Annotated in this window: 16 protein-coding genes; 12 read left to right on the forward strand and 4 right to left on the reverse strand. The window is 75.4% G+C overall.

The window, feature by feature from the left end; all coding sequences use genetic code 11:
- Positions 1–77: 77 nt before the first annotated feature.
- The 3 genes from ACGF7U_RS22075 to ACGF7U_RS22085 form a co-directional block, all read right to left on the reverse strand.
- Complete coding sequence (locus tag ACGF7U_RS22075) at positions 78–890, reverse strand: ABC transporter permease (protein WP_393109416.1); 813 nt, start codon at positions 888–890, stop codon at positions 78–80.
- Positions 887–1,822: an ABC transporter ATP-binding protein gene (locus ACGF7U_RS22080; protein ID WP_393109418.1), complete on the reverse strand. Its 936-nt coding sequence runs from the start codon at positions 1,820–1,822 to the stop codon at positions 887–889. Before ACGF7U_RS22080 ends, ACGF7U_RS22075 begins: the two co-directional genes overlap by 4 nt.
- Before the next feature lie 131 nt (positions 1,823–1,953).
- Positions 1,954–2,619, reverse strand: coding sequence for a hypothetical protein (locus ACGF7U_RS22085; RefSeq protein ID WP_393109420.1), 666 nt, complete (start codon positions 2,617–2,619; stop codon positions 1,954–1,956).
- Between the two features lie 160 nt (positions 2,620–2,779).
- Between ACGF7U_RS22085 and ACGF7U_RS22090 the strand changes: the two genes are divergently transcribed.
- The 9 genes from ACGF7U_RS22090 to ACGF7U_RS22130 all read left to right on the forward strand — a co-directional run bounded on the left by ACGF7U_RS22090 (position 2,780) and on the right by ACGF7U_RS22130 (position 12,239).
- A complete protein-coding gene (locus ACGF7U_RS22090; RefSeq protein ID WP_393109422.1) occupies positions 2,780–3,559 on the forward strand; it encodes a GNAT family N-acetyltransferase in 780 nt (259 codons plus the stop codon).
- The gene (locus ACGF7U_RS22095) at positions 3,556–4,455 is read left to right on the forward strand and encodes a lysophospholipid acyltransferase family protein (protein ID WP_393109424.1); all 900 of its coding nucleotides are present in this window, start codon (positions 3,556–3,558) and stop codon (positions 4,453–4,455) included. Before ACGF7U_RS22090 ends, ACGF7U_RS22095 begins: the two co-directional genes overlap by 4 nt.
- A 108-nt stretch (positions 4,456–4,563) precedes the next feature.
- Positions 4,564–5,400, forward strand: a complete 837-nt coding sequence (locus tag ACGF7U_RS22100; RefSeq protein WP_393109426.1) for a DUF4097 domain-containing protein — start codon at positions 4,564–4,566, stop codon at positions 5,398–5,400.
- Positions 5,397–6,014, forward strand: coding sequence for a PadR family transcriptional regulator (locus ACGF7U_RS22105; RefSeq protein WP_393109428.1), 618 nt, complete (start codon positions 5,397–5,399; stop codon positions 6,012–6,014). The genes ACGF7U_RS22100 and ACGF7U_RS22105 overlap by 4 nt, the downstream gene beginning before the upstream one ends.
- A 73-nt stretch (positions 6,015–6,087) precedes the next feature.
- Positions 6,088–6,789, forward strand: a complete 702-nt coding sequence (locus ACGF7U_RS22110) for a response regulator transcription factor (protein WP_091103329.1) — start codon at positions 6,088–6,090, stop codon at positions 6,787–6,789.
- Entirely contained in the window at positions 6,786–8,345 is a 1,560-nt protein-coding gene (locus ACGF7U_RS22115; protein ID WP_393109430.1) for an ATP-binding protein, read from the forward strand. Before ACGF7U_RS22110 ends, ACGF7U_RS22115 begins: the two co-directional genes overlap by 4 nt.
- A gap of 62 nt (positions 8,346–8,407) precedes the next feature.
- Complete coding sequence (locus ACGF7U_RS22120; RefSeq protein ID WP_393109432.1) at positions 8,408–10,141, forward strand: trypsin-like peptidase domain-containing protein; 1,734 nt, start codon at positions 8,408–8,410, stop codon at positions 10,139–10,141.
- 175 nt (positions 10,142–10,316) lie between these two features.
- Positions 10,317–10,988, forward strand: a complete 672-nt coding sequence (locus ACGF7U_RS22125) for a BON domain-containing protein (RefSeq protein WP_393109434.1) — start codon at positions 10,317–10,319, stop codon at positions 10,986–10,988.
- 186 nt (positions 10,989–11,174) lie between these two features.
- On the forward strand, positions 11,175–12,239 hold the full coding sequence (locus tag ACGF7U_RS22130; protein WP_393109632.1) for a glycosyltransferase family 4 protein: 1,065 nt from the start codon (positions 11,175–11,177) through the stop codon (positions 12,237–12,239).
- A 165-nt stretch (positions 12,240–12,404) separates the two neighbouring features.
- On the opposite strand, the gene ACGF7U_RS22135 is transcribed toward ACGF7U_RS22130, so the two are convergent.
- Positions 12,405–14,027 (reverse strand): serine/threonine-protein kinase, encoded by a 1,623-nt coding sequence (locus ACGF7U_RS22135; protein WP_393109436.1) that lies wholly within the window; start codon positions 14,025–14,027, stop codon positions 12,405–12,407.
- Between the two features lie 121 nt (positions 14,028–14,148).
- Here ACGF7U_RS22135 and ACGF7U_RS22140 point away from each other — a divergent pair, with 121 nt between their 5' ends.
- The 3 genes from ACGF7U_RS22140 to cutA are packed head-to-tail and all read left to right on the forward strand — an operon-like array spanning position 14,149 to position 16,328.
- Positions 14,149–14,982 carry a patatin-like phospholipase family protein gene (locus ACGF7U_RS22140; RefSeq protein ID WP_393109438.1) on the forward strand — a complete coding sequence of 278 codons (834 nt, stop codon included), beginning with the start codon at positions 14,149–14,151 and terminating at the stop codon, positions 14,980–14,982.
- Positions 14,982–15,998, forward strand: a complete 1,017-nt coding sequence (locus ACGF7U_RS22145; protein ID WP_393109440.1) for a 1-acyl-sn-glycerol-3-phosphate acyltransferase — start codon at positions 14,982–14,984, stop codon at positions 15,996–15,998. The genes ACGF7U_RS22140 and ACGF7U_RS22145 overlap by 1 nt, the downstream gene beginning before the upstream one ends.
- Before the next feature lie 9 nt (positions 15,999–16,007).
- On the forward strand, positions 16,008–16,328 hold the full coding sequence (gene cutA / locus ACGF7U_RS22150; protein WP_091103345.1) for a divalent-cation tolerance protein CutA: 321 nt from the start codon (positions 16,008–16,010) through the stop codon (positions 16,326–16,328).
- Positions 16,329–16,358: the final 30 nt, after the last annotated feature.

The raw sequence follows: 16,358 nt of genomic DNA on the forward strand, positions 1-16,358 counted from the left end.
GTGTGTCGCCGGCGCCCGGCTCGAAAGGGGGCGGGGGTGGTACCCGGCACCACCCCCGCCCCCGTCGCCCCGACGCGTCAGGACACGTCGCGGCGGCGGGTGATCATGATGCCGACGACCCCGCTGACCACCGCGTAGCCGATCAGCACGAGCGCGCCGACCCACCACTCGGGGGTGAAGTCCGTCTGGCCCTCGCTCACCATCACCGTCGAGGCGACGGCCGGCCAGATCACCTGCCACTTGACCACGGCCTCGTTGTCCAGCACGTTCGCCAGCAGCATGAACAGCAGCCCCACCACCTGCGTGCCGACCAGGTAGAGCACGGCGGAGGTGATCACCGCGCCGAGCTGGTTGGTGATCAGCGTGCCGATGCCCACGCCGAGGACGGTCCAGATCGCGTACGCCAGCAGGTTCAACAGCAGCGCGCGCTGCACGGCCCACTCGTCGAGCAGGGTGCCGTGGTCGTTGAGGGACAGGAACGTGGCCCCGGCGATCAGGTCGATCACCGTGGTCGCCAGCCAGAACCCGAAGCCCAGCACGCTGGCCGCGACGAGCTTGCTGAGGATCACCGACGTGCGCCGCGGCGTGGAGAGGAACGTCGTGGTCGCCGTCTGGTGAAAGAACTCGTTGGTGACCATCAGGATGCCGATCAGCATCACGAACATCAGGCCCAGGTACTGCCCGGAGGTGTAGAGGTTCGCGGCCTGCGCCGGCGCGGTCGCCTGGTCGCCGGTCATGCCCAGGTTCTCGCCGTTGCCGCTCAACGTCTCGTCGGCGACCCAGGCGTTGAAGGCGAAGGCCATCGCGATCGACAGGAGCGCGCCGATGGCCAGCCACCACCACGTGCTGGTGGTGCGGATCTTGAGCAGCTCGGATCGGACGAGGTTCATCGGATGCCCGCCTTTCCGGCCGTCAGCTCCAGGAAGACCCGTTCCAGGTCGGGTCGTTCCGTGGTCAGTTCGTGCAGTTCGACGCCGTTGGCCAGGGCGGCCCGGCCCACGGTCGGGGCGTCCACGCCGCCCACCAGCAGGACGCCGTGCTCGTCGACGTCGACGGTGGCCGGCCCGTCCTTGAGCGCGGCGGTCAGCGCGTCGGCCTGCGGGGTGCGCACGCGGACCCGGACGCCCTGCGCCATCGACCCGATGACCTGCTCGACCGTGCCCTGCCGGACGAGCTGGCCGGCGGCGATGATCACCACGTCGTCGGCGAGCAACTGCATCTCCGACAGCAGGTGGCTGGAGACCAGCACGGTGCGGCCCTCGTGGGCGAGGTTCTTGAGGAACCCACGCATCCACCTGATGCCCTCCGGGTCCAGCCCGTTGGCCGGCTCGTCGAGGATCAGCACCCGGGGGTCGCCGAGCATCGCGGCGGCGATGCCGAGCCGCTGCTTCATGCCCAGCGAGTAGCCCTTGAACTTGCGCTTGGCCGCCGGCGTGAGCCCCACCAGCGCCAGCGCCTCGTCGGCGCGCTGTTTGGGCAGCCCCGCCGCCGCGCAGATCACCCGCAGGTGGTTGATCCCGGTGCGGCCCTTGTGCGCGCTGGACGCCTCCAGCACCGCGCCGACGTGCCGCAGCGGGTCGGTCAGGTCCGCGTACCGGCGGCCACTGATGGTCGCCGCCCCGCTGGTGGGGGTGACCAGGTTCAGCAGCATGCGCAGGGTGGTGGTCTTGCCGGCGCCGTTCGGGCCGAGGAACCCGGTCACCCGCCCCGGTTCGACGGTGAAGGACAGGTTGTTGACGGCCCGGACGTTCTTGTACTGCTTCGTCAGGCCGGACACCACGATCTGACCGTCACCGGTGGGGCTTCGCTGCCCGTCAGTCATTGCTCTCCTTCGTGCGGGGGCGTCGGGGTACGCCGTGACACAGCGTGGCGGGCGGGCGCAGCGAGGTCAATCAGGCGCGCTCCGTAGATCCACCTCCGCCTCAGGCAGGAGGGCCTCATCCCCAGGGGGGATCACCCGGCGTGCGCCGCCACGGCGATCCAGGTCGCGCGGGCCCGGGCCAGGAGGGTGCCGTCGGGGGCGTACAGGCTGGTGTGCACGAGCGCCTTGCGGCCCCCGCCGCCGACCATGGCTCCGGTCACCACGCACTCGTCGCCCGGCTCGGGCAACGCCGCGACCACGGCCGCGATCCGGCCGAGGACGTACGGCCGGCCGGGGGCGATGACCGCCCAGCCGCCGGGGCAGTCCAGCGCGGCCCAGACCGTGGCGGCGGTGACCGACCCGGGCACCCGGAACGGCGCGGCGGTCCGGCCGTCCGGCAGCCGGCCGGGGAAGATCCGCAGCCCGTCGGGTCGGTCCGGGCCGCAGACGTAGCAGCCCGGGAAGGGGTGGTCCACCAGACCGGGGTACGCCGCCGACGCGGCCCGCGCGGCCGGCAGGTCCACCGGCGGCACGACCGCGCGGGGGTCCTCCTCCGCAGGGCGGACCTGGGCCACGACCAGGCCCTCCGGGTCGCGGACCTCCCCGTCGACGAGAGTGAGCGGGATCTCCAGCGGGGGCGGGCGCCGCAGCGTCACCTCGACCGGCCCCGGGGCGCCGGACGCGGCGGCGAAGACTCCGGCGCTCCAGCCGCCGTTGCCCGAGCCGGGCGGCCCGTTGAAGCGCGACTCGATGATCATCAGGCACCTCCCGCGGCGCGGCGCGCGGCCCGTCGCCGGCACGCCCCCGGCAGCCTCGCACGCCCGCCGACCGGTGCCGCCACGGGTCGCCGACCGCCGTTCACCTCATCGACACTCCTCACCCCGCCGCCCGGCAACCCGGGCCGCCTACACAGGTGCCATGGCCGTTCTGCACGCCGCTGGCGCACCCCTGACGACCAGCGGATACACCCTGCTGATCGCCGACGACCCGAGCGAGGTCGCGGCGGCGCAACGCCTGCGTCACGAGGTGTTCGGCACCGAACTCGGGGCCACCCTCCGCCCCGGCGCGGCCGGGCTCGACGTCGACGAGTTCGACGCGCACTGCGACCACCTGATCGTCCGGCGGGAGAGCACCGGCGAGGTCGTCGGCACGTACCGGCTCCTACCGCCGGGCCGCACCGACCGCCGGTACGCCGAGGCCGAGTTCGACCTGGCGCCGCTCGACCCGCTCCGCGACGACCTGGTCGAGGCCGGCCGGTCCTGCGTGCACCCCGACCACCGCTCCGGCGCGGTGATCAACCTGATGTGGGCCGGCATCACCCGCTACCTGCACCTGCGCGGGTCGCGCTGGCTCGGCGGCTGCGCGTCGGTGCCGGTGGCCGACGGGGGCGGGACGGCCGCCGCGGTGTGGGACGAGGTCCTCGCCCGGCACCTGGCCCCGCCGCCGCTGCGGGTGCGCCCGCACCGACCCTGGCTCGCCGAGCCGGGCGCGGCCACCGCTCCGGCGCCGGCCGGCCGCCCCGCCGGGCGGGCCGTGTTGCCGCCGTTGCTGCGCGGCTATCTGCGCCTCGGGGCCTGGGTCTGCGGCGAGCCCGCGTACGACCCGGACTTCGGGGTGGCCGACTTCTACGTGCTCTTCTCCCTGGACCGGATGAACCCGCGCTACCTGCGGCACTTCCTGGGCGGGGCCGAGCGGTGAGCGCCGCGCCCCTGTGGCTGCCCGCGTCGGGGTGCGGACCGGCCTGCCTCCCGGTGGCGGGCGAGGTGCCGGTCGTGCCGGCGGCCCGGCGGGTGGGCCGGCTGCTGGCGGTGCTGGGAATGCTGTCGGCGGGCACCGTGCTCGCCGCGCTGCTGCCGGTGCTGCCGGCGGAGGAGCGGGCGGTGGCCGTGCGCGGCTGGGCCAGGGGGACGCTGCGGGCGCTCGGCGTACGCCTGGTGGTGCGCGGTCGGGCGCCGCGGCGGGCGGCGCTGTTGGTCGCCAACCACGTCTCCTGGCTGGACGTGCTGGCCCTGCTGGCCGTCGCGCCGGCCCGGATGGTGGCCAAGCGCGAGGTGCGGTCCTGGCCGCTGGTCGGGCTGCTCGCGACGGCGGCCGGCACCGTCCTGGTCGACCGCGCCCGCCCGCGCGACCTGCCGGCGACGGTGGCCCGCGTCGCCGCCGCGCTGCGCGCCGGCCGCCCGGTGGCGGTCTTCCCGGAGGGTACGACCTGGTGCGGCACCGCCGACGCGGTCGGCTGCCGGCCCGGTCGGGGCTTCCGCCCGGCCCTGTTCCAGGCGGCGATCGACGCCGGGGCGCCGGTGGTGCCGGTGCGGATCGGGTACCGGTGCGCGGCGACGGCCGCGCCGACCACGGCCGCCGCCTTCGTCGGCGACGACGACCTGGTCCGCTCGCTGGGCCGGGTGCTGGCGGCCCGGGAACTGGAGGTCCGGGTGACCGTCTCCGCCGCGCTGCACCCCGCCCGGAACGCCGACCGGCGGCTGCTCGCCCGGGTGGCCGAGTCGGCGGTGCACCTCGTGCCCCCGCCGGCGGAGTGCTCGCACCCCGTACCGTTCCCTCGGCGCGACCACGCGCGAGGGCTCGACCTGGCCGCCTGACTCCCGCGGTCCCGCACCTGCCGGGCGACGCTTGTCGTATCGCGATGTATCGCGTTACCCTCGTCCCGTCGCCATGCGCCGCGTCCGGCGCCCGACGGAGGAGGACGGATGACCGGCTGGACCGTGGCCGCCCCGCAGCGGCTCACCCCGGACGGGCCGGTCACCCGGCTGGACGTCCACCTGCTCAGCGGCAGCCTCAACGTGGTGGCCACCGACGGCCCGGCCCGGGTCGACGTCACCCGGGTCGGCCGCCGGCCGGTCCTGGTCGAGCACCACGACGGCCGGCTCTCGGTACGCCAGCAGCGGCGCCGGCGGTGGTGGCGGCCGGAGTCCGTCTGGTGGGCGGGGCCGCTGTCCCGGTTGTCCCGGGTCGACGTCTCCGTCGCGGTCCCCGCCGACGTGCTGGCCGACCTGGAGCTGGTCGACGGGCCGGTGGTCGCGTCGGGTCTGCGCGGCCGGACCCGGGTCGAGGTGACGGCGGGCCGGATCACGCTGATGGGGCTGCGCGGCCAGACCTCGGCGAAGACCACGTCGGGCCCGGTCGAGGCGCTCGGCGTGGCGGGTGACCTCGACATGGAGACGGTCTCGGGCGAGGTGACCCTCGCCGACAGCGCGGCCGGGCAGGTGCGCGCCCGGACCGTCTCCGGTGCCATCACCTGCGACCTGGACAACCCGCGGGGCAGCGACATCCGGCTCAGCACGACCTCCGGCAGCATCACCGTCCGCGTCCGCGAGGACAGCGACCTGGCCGTGCGTCTGCGCACCACCGCGGGCCGGATCACCAGCGGCTTCGCCCAGGTGCTGGGCAGCGCCGTGCCCGGGGCCGTCGTCGACAGCGAGGGAGTGCTCGGCGCCGGCGAGGGTAAGCTCTGGGCGTCCGCCACCTCCGGCAGCATCGCGCTGCTCGCCCGCCCGGTGGGCGACGAGGAAGGGGAGCTGCCGTGACCGCCGTGTTCAGTCACGGGCGGCTCCGGCTCTACCTGCTCAAGCTCCTCGACGGCGGCCCGAAGCACGGCTACGAGCTGATCCGCCTGCTGGAGGAGCGCTTCCTCGGCCTCTACGCGCCCAGCGCCGGCACCATCTACCCCCGGTTGCAGCGGCTGGAGGGCGACGGGCTCGTCACCCACACCGCCGTCGGCGGCCGCAAGGTCTACGAGATCACCGAGGCCGGCCGGGCCGAGCTGCGCCAGCGGGCCGGCGAGGTGACCGCCCTGGAGTCGGACATCGCGGCCTCGGTGGAGGACCTGTCCGCCCTGGCCGGGGAGATCCGGGACGAGGTACGCGGCTCCGTCCGCGACCTGAAGCGGGAACTGCGCGAGGCCACCCGGCAGACCCGCCGGGCCCGCTGGACGCCCCCGGCGCCCGGCCCGGCCCCCGCGCCCGCCCCGACCCACGCGCCGGGGGCGGGGTCGCTCGCCGAGTTCGACCAGCGGCTGGCGGCCTTCACCGTCGAGGTCGGCGCCCTGGTGCGGGCCCGCCGGCTCACCGACTCGCAGCTGCGTACGGCGATCCGGCTGCTCGACGGGGCGCTGGACGGGCTGCGCCGGCTGCTGCGCTGACCCCGCGGCCGCTCACAGGCTTTTTCCAGGGAGCCCTCAGCACGGACGCAGCGAGAGCGCGGATGATGGGCGCATGGCCGCTACCCAGACCGAGGCGCGACTGCTCGTCGTCGAGGACGATCCCAACATCCTCGAACTGCTCTCCGCGAGCCTGCGCTTCGCGGGCTTCGACGTGGCCACCGCGACGAGCGGCAGCGCGGCCCTGCACGCCGCCAAGGACCACCGGCCCGATCTCGTGGTGCTGGACGTGATGCTGCCCGACCTGGACGGCTTCGAGGTCATCCGGATGCTGCGCGAGGGCGGCACCCGGACGCCGGTGGTCTTCCTCACCGCGCGCGACGCCACCGACGACAAGATCCGCGGACTGACCCTGGGCGGCGACGACTACGTCACCAAGCCGTTCAGCCTGGAGGAGTTGACCGCCCGGATCCGGGCGGTGCTGCGCCGCACCAGCACCGGCGAGCAGGCGCCCTCCCGGCTCACCTTCGCCGACCTGGAGTTGGACGAGGAGACCCACGAGGTGCACCGGGCCGGCCAGCGGGTGCAGCTGTCGCCGACCGAGTTCAAGCTGCTGCGCTACCTGATGCTGAACGCCAACCGCGTGCTGTCCAAGGCGCAGATCCTCGACCACGTGTGGAACTACGACTTCCGCGGCGACGACAACATCGTCGAGTCCTACATCTCCTACCTGCGCCGCAAGGTGGACAACACCCAGCCCCGGCTGATCCACACCCTGCGGGGCGTGGGCTACGTGCTGCGCAAGCCGGCGGCGTGAACCCGCTCCAACCGGCGAAGGTGTGGCTGCGCGGCATCCCGCTGCGGGTCAAGCTGGTCACCTCGGTGCTGGCCCTGGTCGCCGCCGCGCTGCTGGTGATCAGCTCGCTGACCACCGTCTTCCTGCACGGCTACCTCATCGACCAGGTGGACGGGGAGTTGCGCCGCACCACCAACTCCGTCGACAGGGTGCTGAACCTCTACAAGGAGGGCCGGGCGGGCGGCACCACGCTGCCCAGCGACTTCATGGTCTCCCTGGCCGAGCCGGGCGGCGTGATGTCACCCGAGTACGACAACCGCAACTTCCGGCCCGAACAGCTGCCGCAGATCCCGGGCACCATCGAGGGTTTCGCCGCCCTGACCGGTGAGCCGTTCACGGTCAACGCCCAGGACCGCAGGTCCCGCTGGCGGATGCTCTACACCCCGCTGCGCGACGGCGAGATCCTGGTCGTCGGGCAGCACCTCACCGACGTCGACCTGGCCGTCAAGCGGCTGGTCTGGATAGACCTCCTGGTCGGCGGAGCGGTGCTGATCCTGCTCGCCTCCGTCGGTGCGGCGATCGTCCGGACCAGCCTGAAACCGCTGGTGGAGATCGAGCGTACGGCCGCCGCCATCGCCGGTGGCGACCTCACCCGGCGGGTGCCCGACCCCGAAGAGGGGAAGGAGTGCCCCACCTCGGAGCTGGGCCGGCTCTCGCGGGCGCTGAACGCGATGCTCACCCAGATCGAGGCGGCCTTCACCGCGCGGGCCGCCTCGGAGACCGCCGCCCGCTCGGCAGAGGCCGCCGCCCGGGACGCGGCCGGCGCGGCGCGGGCGTCCGAGGCGCGGGCCCGGCGCTCCGAGGAGCGGATGCGGCAGTTCGTCGCGGACGCCTCACACGAGCTGCGGACGCCGCTGACCACCATCCGGGGCTTCGCCGAGCTGTACCGGCAGGGCGCGGCGGGCGCGCCGGAGCAGACCGCCGACCTGCTGCGCCGCATCGAGCAGGAGGCGGCCCGGATGGGGTTGCTGGTGGAGGACCTGCTGCTGCTGGCCCGGTTGGACCGGGAGCGGCCGCTCTCCCTCGCCCCGGTGGAGCTGCCGGTGCTGGCGAGCGACGCGGTCGAGGCCGCCCGGGTGGTGGCCCCGGAGCGCCGGGTGGAGCTGGAGATCGAGCCCGGCTCCGGCCCGCTGGTGGTCTACGGCGACGACGCCCGGCTCCGCCAGGTGATCGGCAACCTGATGACCAACGCCCTCACGCACACCCCGCCGGAGGCCTCGGTGACCCTGCGGCTGCGGGCCGAGCCGGGGAACCTCGCCGTGGTGGAGGTGGCGGACACCGGCCCCGGACTCACCCCCGACCAGGCGGAGCGGGTCTTCGAGCGCTTCTACCGGGTCGACGCGGCGCGTACCCGACGGGCCGGCGGCAACACCGGCACGGGGCTCGGCCTGGCGATCGTCGCGGCCCTGGTGCGCGCCCACCACGGCACCGTCGAGGTGACCGACACCCCGGGCGGGGGCGCGACCTTCCGGGTCCGGCTGCCGCTCGTGCCGGACACCGAGGGTGATGGCGAGTGACTTTCAGCCAACATTCAGGCCGGTTCCAGGCTGGTCGCAGTGCCGCGCGCGAAGGTGGAGCCATGACCGAGTACGAGTCCGACCCGCAGCGCCGGCCGGCCGCCACCGACGCCGAGCCGTCGCACCCCACCGCCGAGCTGCCCCGCGTCGAGCACGCGCAGTCCGACTCCCCGCCTTCGGCTGCCGACACCGTCGCCATGGAGACCATCGCGTCGGCCCCCGGCGAGCCCGCCGCGGCGCGCGCCGAGGCCCCCCGTACGGCCGGCCCGACCGCCGAGATGCCGGCCGCGTCCGACGCGGCCTTCCGTGCCCCGGAGCCGACCCGCGTGCCCGACCCCGCCCAGGCCGCCGGCCCCGACGCCCAGGCTGTCGGCCCCGACGCCCAGGCTGTCGGCCCCGACGCCCAGGCTGTCGGCCCCGACGCCTCGGCGGCGGGCCCTGACGCCCGGGCCGCCGGCCCCGGCGCCCCGACCGCCGGGTCCGCCCCGGCCGGCTCGGCCGAGACCGCGCAGCCGGCGACGGCCACCCCGCCCTACCCGGTGCCGGGACAGCCCCGGCCCGCCGGCCACCCGCAGGGCGGCCACCCCGGCTACCCGCCGGCCACCCCGTACCCCGGCGCGCCGTGGTACGGCCAGCAGTCCGGCTGGAGCGGGGGACAGCCGGGACCGGTGGGCGCCGGCTACGGCCAGCACCCGCACCACCCGGGCCAGCCGGTGCCGCCCTGGGCCCCCGCCCCGGCGGCCGGCCCCCGACCGGGCCGGATCGCCAAGCTCGCCGGCGCCGGTGTGGCGGTCTTCGCCCTGATGCTCGGCTCGGGCGTCGCCGGCGGGGCGCTCGCGCTGGCCGTGGACGGTGACTCCGGGATCACCCGCACCTACTCCGCGGCGCCCGTGATCAACAGCGCCGACCTGCCCCGGATCGCCGCCGCCGTGCAGCCGAGCGTGGTCTCCATCGCCACCGACAGCGGCGAGGGCTCCGGCGTGATCCTCACCGCCGACGGCTACGTGCTCACCAACAACCACGTGGTCGCCTCCGCCGGCCGGGACAGCGTCCGGGTGGTCTTCGCCGACGGCAAGACCGTCGAGGCGAGGATCATCGGCACCGACCCGAAGACCGACCTCGCGGTGGTGAAGGCCACCGGCGTCAGCGACCTGAAGCCGGCCACGTTCGGCGACAGCGACGCGATGCAGGTCGGCGACCAGGTGCTCGCCCTCGGCAGCCCGCTGGGCCTCCAGGGCTCGGTCACCGCCGGCATCCTCAGCGCCCGGGACCGCACCATCCAGGCCGGCGGCGGCCAGGAACAGCCGGGGCAGGGCGCCAGCTCGATCGCCGGGCTGCTCCAGACCGACGCGCCGATCAACCCCGGCAACTCCGGCGGCGCGCTGGTCAACACCCGGGGCGAGGTGATCGGCATCAACACCGCGATCGCCACCGCCGGGCAGGGCAACACCGGCAACATCGGCGTCGGCTTCGCGATCCCCAGCAACAAGGCCAAGGACGTGGCCGGCAAGCTCCAGCGGGGCGAGAAGGTCAGCCACCCGTCGCTCGGGGTCAGCGTGACGGCCGCCGAGGGCGGCGGGGCGCTGGTCGCCGCCGTCACCGCCGGCAGCGCCGCCGAGAAGGCCGGGCTCCAGCGCGGCGACGTGATCACGCGGTTCGGCGACAAGGTCGTCAACGACTCGGACGACCTGGTCGGCGCCGTGCAGGCCGGCAAGGTCGGCGACCGGGTCGAGGTGACCTACAAGCGCAACGGCGCCGAATCCACGGCAACCGTGACGCTCGCCGAGACGTCGTAACCCGTATCCGAGACCTTCCTCCTCCCTCCGGCGGCGGGTGGCGGGGCCAAGGGGGTTGGCTCCGCCACCCGCCGCTTCCTCTCCGACGGCGGTTCACCCGGTTCGGGTGAACCGCCGTCACCCGTCGCGGCGGCAGGGTCGGTGGCAGACCCGGCGAGGCGTACGGAGGGGTGCGATGACCACGGCAGCGGCCGTTCGGACCGACGAGCGGATCCAGCGGGACGTGCTCGACGAGCTGGCCTGGGACGCCCAGGTGCAGCCGAACGACATCGGAGTGAGCGTCGCCGACGGCGTGGTCACCCTGACCGGCTGGGTGGACGGCTCCGCCCGCAAGTGGGCGGCGCAACGCTGCGCGCAGCGCGTACGCGGGGTGCGGGCGGTCGCCGACGACATCGAGGTGCGCCTGCCCGGTGAGGCGGCGCGTACGGACGCCGAGATCGCGATCGCGGCGAGCCGGGCGCTGGAGTGGGACAGCTTCGTCCCCGCCGAGCGGCTGGACGTCACCGTGGCCAACGGCTGGGTGATGCTGCGGGGCGAGGTGGAGTTCGGCTGGCAGCGGCGTACCGCCGAACGGGAGCTGCGCCGGCTGCGCGACGTACGCGGGGTGACGAACATGGTCGAGGTGCGGCCCACCGCCCGGCCGGACGCCGAGCGCACCCGGCGCGACCTGCAACGGGCGCTGCTGCGGGGGATCGGCACGGAACGGGTGACCGTCGAGATGGACGGGGACACCGTCATCCTCGGCGGTGTGGTCCGGTCCTGGTGGGAACGGGACGAGGCGGAGCGCGTGGCCTGGTCCGCCGAGGGTGTGCGGGCGGTGCGCGACCGGCTCCTGGTGGGCGGCTGAGCGACCGGTCCGTCCGGTGTACCGACGCCGTGACCGGGAAACCGTCGCCGGTCCCGCCGAGAGCGGTGACCGGTCGCGGCGCATCCGGCGCCGGCTGCCCACCGCACCAGTGACCGACGGGGAGGACTCGTGGGCGTGAACCACCTGCCGGCCGACCGCGCGGCGGAACGGCCGTTGCGGATCGCGATGGTGGTCCCGCCGTGGCTGTCGGTGCCGCCGCCCGGTTACGGCGGGCTGGAACAGGTGGTGACCGGCCTGGTGGACGCGTTGGTCGACCGGGGTCACGCCGTGACCGTGTTCGGGGCGGGCCGGGAGCACGGGACCGCCGCCGCCTTCGTCTCCACCGTGCCCGAGCTGCAGTTCGAACGGCTCGGCGAAGCGCTGCCCGAGCTGGCCCACCTGGCCCGGGTGAACCATCTCGTCGACGCGGCGGACTTCGACGTCATCCACGACCACACCACGATCGGTCCGCTGGTCGCCGGCCGCCGGGCGGTGCCCACCGTGGCGACCGTGCACGGCAACCCCGTGGGCGAGTACGGCGACGTGCTCAGCGACACCGACCGGGGCGTGGGGCTGGTCGCCATCTCCCACGCCCAGCGCCGGCTCAACCCGCGGCTGCCCTGGGTCGGCACCGTGCACAACGCGATGGACGTCCGGGGCATCCCGCACAAGAACGCGCCCAGCCACGGGCCGGTGCTCTGGCTGGCCCGGTTCAGCCCCGACAAGGGCCCCGACGCCGCCATCCGGGCGTGCCGGGCGGCCGGCCTGCCGCTCGTGCTCGCCGGCAAGTGCAACGAGCCGGCGGAGCGCCGCTACTACGACCACGTGGTCCGCCCCCTGCTCGGCGAGGACGTCCGGGTGGTGCTCGACGCCGACCGGGCCGAGGCGCTGCGGCTGCTGGTCGAGGCCCGGTGCCTGATCATGCCGATCCAGTGGGAGGAGCCGTTCGGCATGGTGATGGTGGAGGCCATGGCGACCGGGACGCCCGTGGTGGCGCTGAACCGGGGGGCCGTGCCGGAGCTCGTCCGGCCCGGGGTCACGGGGCTGATCTGCGAGCGCCTGGACGACCTGCCCGGCGCGCTGCGCGCCGCGCCCGGTCTCGATCCGGCGGCCTGCGTGGCGCACGTGGCGCAGCACTTCACCACGGAGCAGATCGCCGCCGGCTACGAGCGGGTGTACCGCCGCTTCACCGCCGCCGCGGCCCTGCCGGGCGCTGCCGCCCGGGAGCCGGTCCGGGCGGCGGCGCGCTGACCCGCGCAGGCTGTGCGGCGCGCGGCCCGGTGGCGTGCTGACGCGGTGTGCTCCGCCCGGCCAGCGCCGCGTGGACGGTGGGGTGTGTCCCGCCGGGCCCGGCTGCGGGCGGTCGGACCCGGTCCCTGCGCCGGGCCGGGCCGCACCGTCGGTTGTCGCGCGCCGTCAGGTCTGCCCGGCGCCGAGCGCGGTGATAGCGCTGTCCAGGCGGCGGGCGTACGACTCGGTGATGGCGCCCTCGCCGCGCCGGATCGCGACCTTCTCGCGGAGCCGGGCCACTCGCTCGCTCAGGTCGCCCGCCCCGGCGCGGGCCGCGTCGGTCAGGTTGCGCAGCTCGTTGCGGAAGTCCTGGCCGACGTCGGGGCGGATGCCCCCGTCGTCGAGACCGGCGCCGATCAGCCCGTCGAGCCGGTTCGCCGCCTCGACGAGGTCCCCGGGCGCCTTGGTCGTCGGGGCCGGCTCCGGCGCGACCGGACGGGCGGCCGTCGGGGACGCCGACGGGGGCGGCGGGGCGGCCGGCGACGTGGGGGAGGCGGCCGGGGTGGTCGGGCCCGTGGTGGGCAGCGACCGGGGCGGGCGGATCTCCTCCTGGCGGAACGCGGGCACGGCCAGCGTCACCCCGACGACCAGCACGACCGGCGCGACCAGCGCCGGCCGCGGCACGCGGCGCCGCCCGCGCTCCCGCGCGTGGCGGGCGCTGCGGGGCTCCGCCGCCCCGCGCGGACCGGCGGCCGGCTGGCCGGGGGCGTCCGGCGCCTCCGGGCCGCCCGGCTGGCCCGGCTCCCCGGTGCCCGGCACCGGGGCCGCCGCGCCGGCCGAGGGGGCCGGTGCCGCTGCGGCGACCGGCGGGGCGGGTGCCGCCGGGTCGGCCGGCGGGGCCGGTGCCGCCTCCGCGGGGGCGAGTGCCGGGAGGGTCATCGTCGGCGCGAGCATGGTGGCGGCCTGCGGGTCGGCGGGGAGCAACTGGTCGCGCAGGACCGTGGCGACCTGCCGGGCGGTGGGCCGCTCCAGCGGGTCGCGGGCCAGGCAGCGCAGGCAGGTGCGGGCCACCTCGGGCGGCAGGCCCGGCACGTCCGCCAGCGGGGGCGGGCCGTCGCCGGCCAGCGCCTCGCTGAGCTGCTCCCAGGTGTCCGCCGGGTACGGCACCCGGCCGGTCAGCGCCTCGTAGAGCAGCACCCCGAGGGAGTAGACGTCGGTGGCCGGCTGCGCCGGCGCCCCGTCGAGCCGTTCCGGCGCCACGTACGCCGGCGTGCCGAACGTGCCGCCGTCCTCGTCGTCGTCCGGCGTGCCGATCCGGGCGGCGATGCCGAAGTCGAGCACCTTGACCCCGACCCGGGTCATCATGACGTTGGCCGGGGTGATGTCCCGGTGCACGATGCCGAGCCGGTGCGCGGCGGCGAGCGCGTCGGCGACCTGCGCCGCGATCTCGACCGCCTCGGTCCACGGCAGCGGCCCCTCGGTCAGCCGCAACTCCAGCTCCTCACCGGTCAGCAGCTCCATCACCACGAACGAGGTGATCGACCCGTCGGGCGCCACGGTCTCGCCGTAGTCGTGCACCGAGGTGACGTGCGGGTGGACGAGCTGGGCCGCCGCGCGGGCCTCCTCGCGGACCATGTCGCGGAAGCGGGCGTCGGCGGCGAGCGACGGGGCGAGCACCTTCAGCGCCACGACCCGGTCCAGCACCTCGTCCCGGGCCCGCCAGATCACCGACATGCCGCCGGCCCCGATCTGGTCGACGAGCCGGTACCTGCGGGACAGCAGACGGCCGGGGTGCAGTGCTGGCTTCACGGGGATCGCACCTGCCTCGCTGTGGGAGCGCTATCAGGTTGCGTGAATGTGTCCGGCCTGTCAACGCCCGTCGCTGCGGCCCGTCGCCGACACCGTGCGGGCCCGTGCCAGGATGGGCCCCATGGCGCGGGGACCGGTGGCGTTCGTGCTCGGGGGCGGGGGAGTCCTCGGCGCGGTCGAGGTGGGCATGCTGCGTGCCCTGTTCCGGGCCGGGATCCGGCCCGACATGGTGCTCGGCACGTCGATCGGGGCGGTCAACGGCGCGCTGGTCGCCGCCGAACCGTCCGAGGCGGTCACCGACCGGCTGGTCCGGCTCTGGGCCTCGCCGGAGGCGAGCGAGGTGTACGGCGACTCCGTGGCCCGGCAGCTGCGCCGGTTCGCCGCCCGGACCCACCTGCACTCGCCCCGCCCGCTGCGCAAGCTGCTGGAGAGCGAGCTGGGCGCGGAGACCACCTTCGCCGACCTTGCGGTGCCGTTCCGCTGCTGCGCCGCCAACATCGAACGGGCCGCCGAGCACTGGTTCGACAGCGGGCCGCTGGTGCCGGCCGTGCTGGCCTCCGCCTCGGTGCCGGGGCTGCTGCCGCCCGCCCGGATCGGCGACGAGCACTTCGTCGACGGCGGGATCGTGAACTCGATCCCGATCGGCGAGGCGGTCGCCGCCGGCGCCGGGCGGATCTTCGTACTCCAGGTGGGCCGCATCGAACGGGAGCTGAGCCCGCCCCGCCGGCCGTGGGAGATCGCCCAGGTCGCGTTCGAGATCGCCCGGCGACACCGGTTCGCCCGGGAGATGGCGGCCCTGCCGGAGGGGGTCGAGGTGCACGTGCTGCCGACCGGCGGGCTCAACCCGCGCGACGACACCCCGTGGGCGTACCGGGACATGGCGGCGGTGGGGCGGCGGATCAGCCGGGCGTACACGGCCTCCCGGCACTACCTGGCCACCCAGCTGGAGCGCTGATGCCCCTCCCGCCGTGGTGGGTACGCCGGCTGCTCCTGGCCCCCGGCGCGGTGCTGCTCGCCTTCCTCGTGGTGACCACCCTGCCGGTCTGGGCGCTGCTCGCGGCGGCCGCCTCGCCCCTGGTGCCCGGCCGGCTGCGGCCGCTGCGACTGCTCTGGATCGGCTGCGTCTACCTGGTCTGGGACGCGGCGGCGCTGCTCGCGCTCTTCGTGCTCTGGGTCGCCTCCGGCTTCGGGTGGCGGGTCCGGTCGCCGGCCTTCCAACGGGCGCACTACCTGCTCGCGGGCTGGTTCCTGCGGGTGCTCTTCTGGCAGGCCCGCTGGACGCTGCACCTGAACATCGACGTGGTGGGCACCGATCCGGACACGGCGCTGCCCGGCCGGCCGGAGCTGGTGCTCTGCCGGCACGCCGGCCCTGGCGACTCGTTCATCCTGATCCACGCCCTGGTGAACTGGTTCAACCGGGAGCCGCGGATCGTGCTCAAGGACAGCCTCCAGTGGGACCCGGCGATCGACGTGCTGCTCAACCGGCTGCCCAACCGCTTCCTCGCGCCCGGCCAGGACCGCCGGGGCTCCGTGACCGAGCAGATCGGGCACCTGGCGGAGGGCCTGGACGACGACGACGCCTTCGTGATCTTCCCCGAGGGCGGCAACTTCACCCCCGGCCGCCGGCTGCGGGCCATCGCCCGGCTGCGCGCCCTGGGCCTGGAGCGGATGGCGTTGCGCGCGGAACGGATGCGGCACGTGCTCGCCCCGCAGCCCGGTGGGCTGCTCGCGGCCCTGGACGCCGCGCCGGACGCCGGGGTGATCTTCGTGGCGCACACCGGCCTGGACCGGATGCTCACCGTCGCCGACGTGTGGCGGGAACTGCCGATGGACAAACGGATCGTGATGCGTTTCTGGTCGGTGCCGCCGGAGGAGGCGCCGACCGGCAGGCAGGAGCGGATCGACTGGCTCTTCGACTGGTGGGCGCGGATCGACGAGTGGATCGCGGCCAATCGGGACGACGCCGCGTAGGGTGCGCTGGTGGACCAGATCTGCGTGGTGACGACGGTGGTGGACGCGCGGTCGGTCGCCGACGTGCTGGCGGCCGCGGCCGTCGCCGGGCGGCTGGCGGCCTGCGCGCAGGTGGGCGGCCAGGTGGACAGCACCTACTGGTGGCGTTCGGGGGTCGAGACCAGCACCGAGTGGTCGGTGCAGTTCAAGACCGCGCCGGACCGGGCCGCCGCGCTGGTGGAGCAGATCCGGGCCAGCCACCCGTACGAGGTGCCGGAGATCCTGGTGAGCAGGGTGGACAGCGGCGACCCCGCGTACGCGGCCTGGGTGCACGAGCACACCCGCCCCTGAGTACGCGCACTCTGGGCCGGTGACGCGCGC

The organism is Micromonospora sp. NPDC047670 (assembly GCF_043204915.1).
Taxonomy (GTDB): Bacteria; Actinomycetota; Actinomycetes; order Mycobacteriales; family Micromonosporaceae; genus Micromonospora.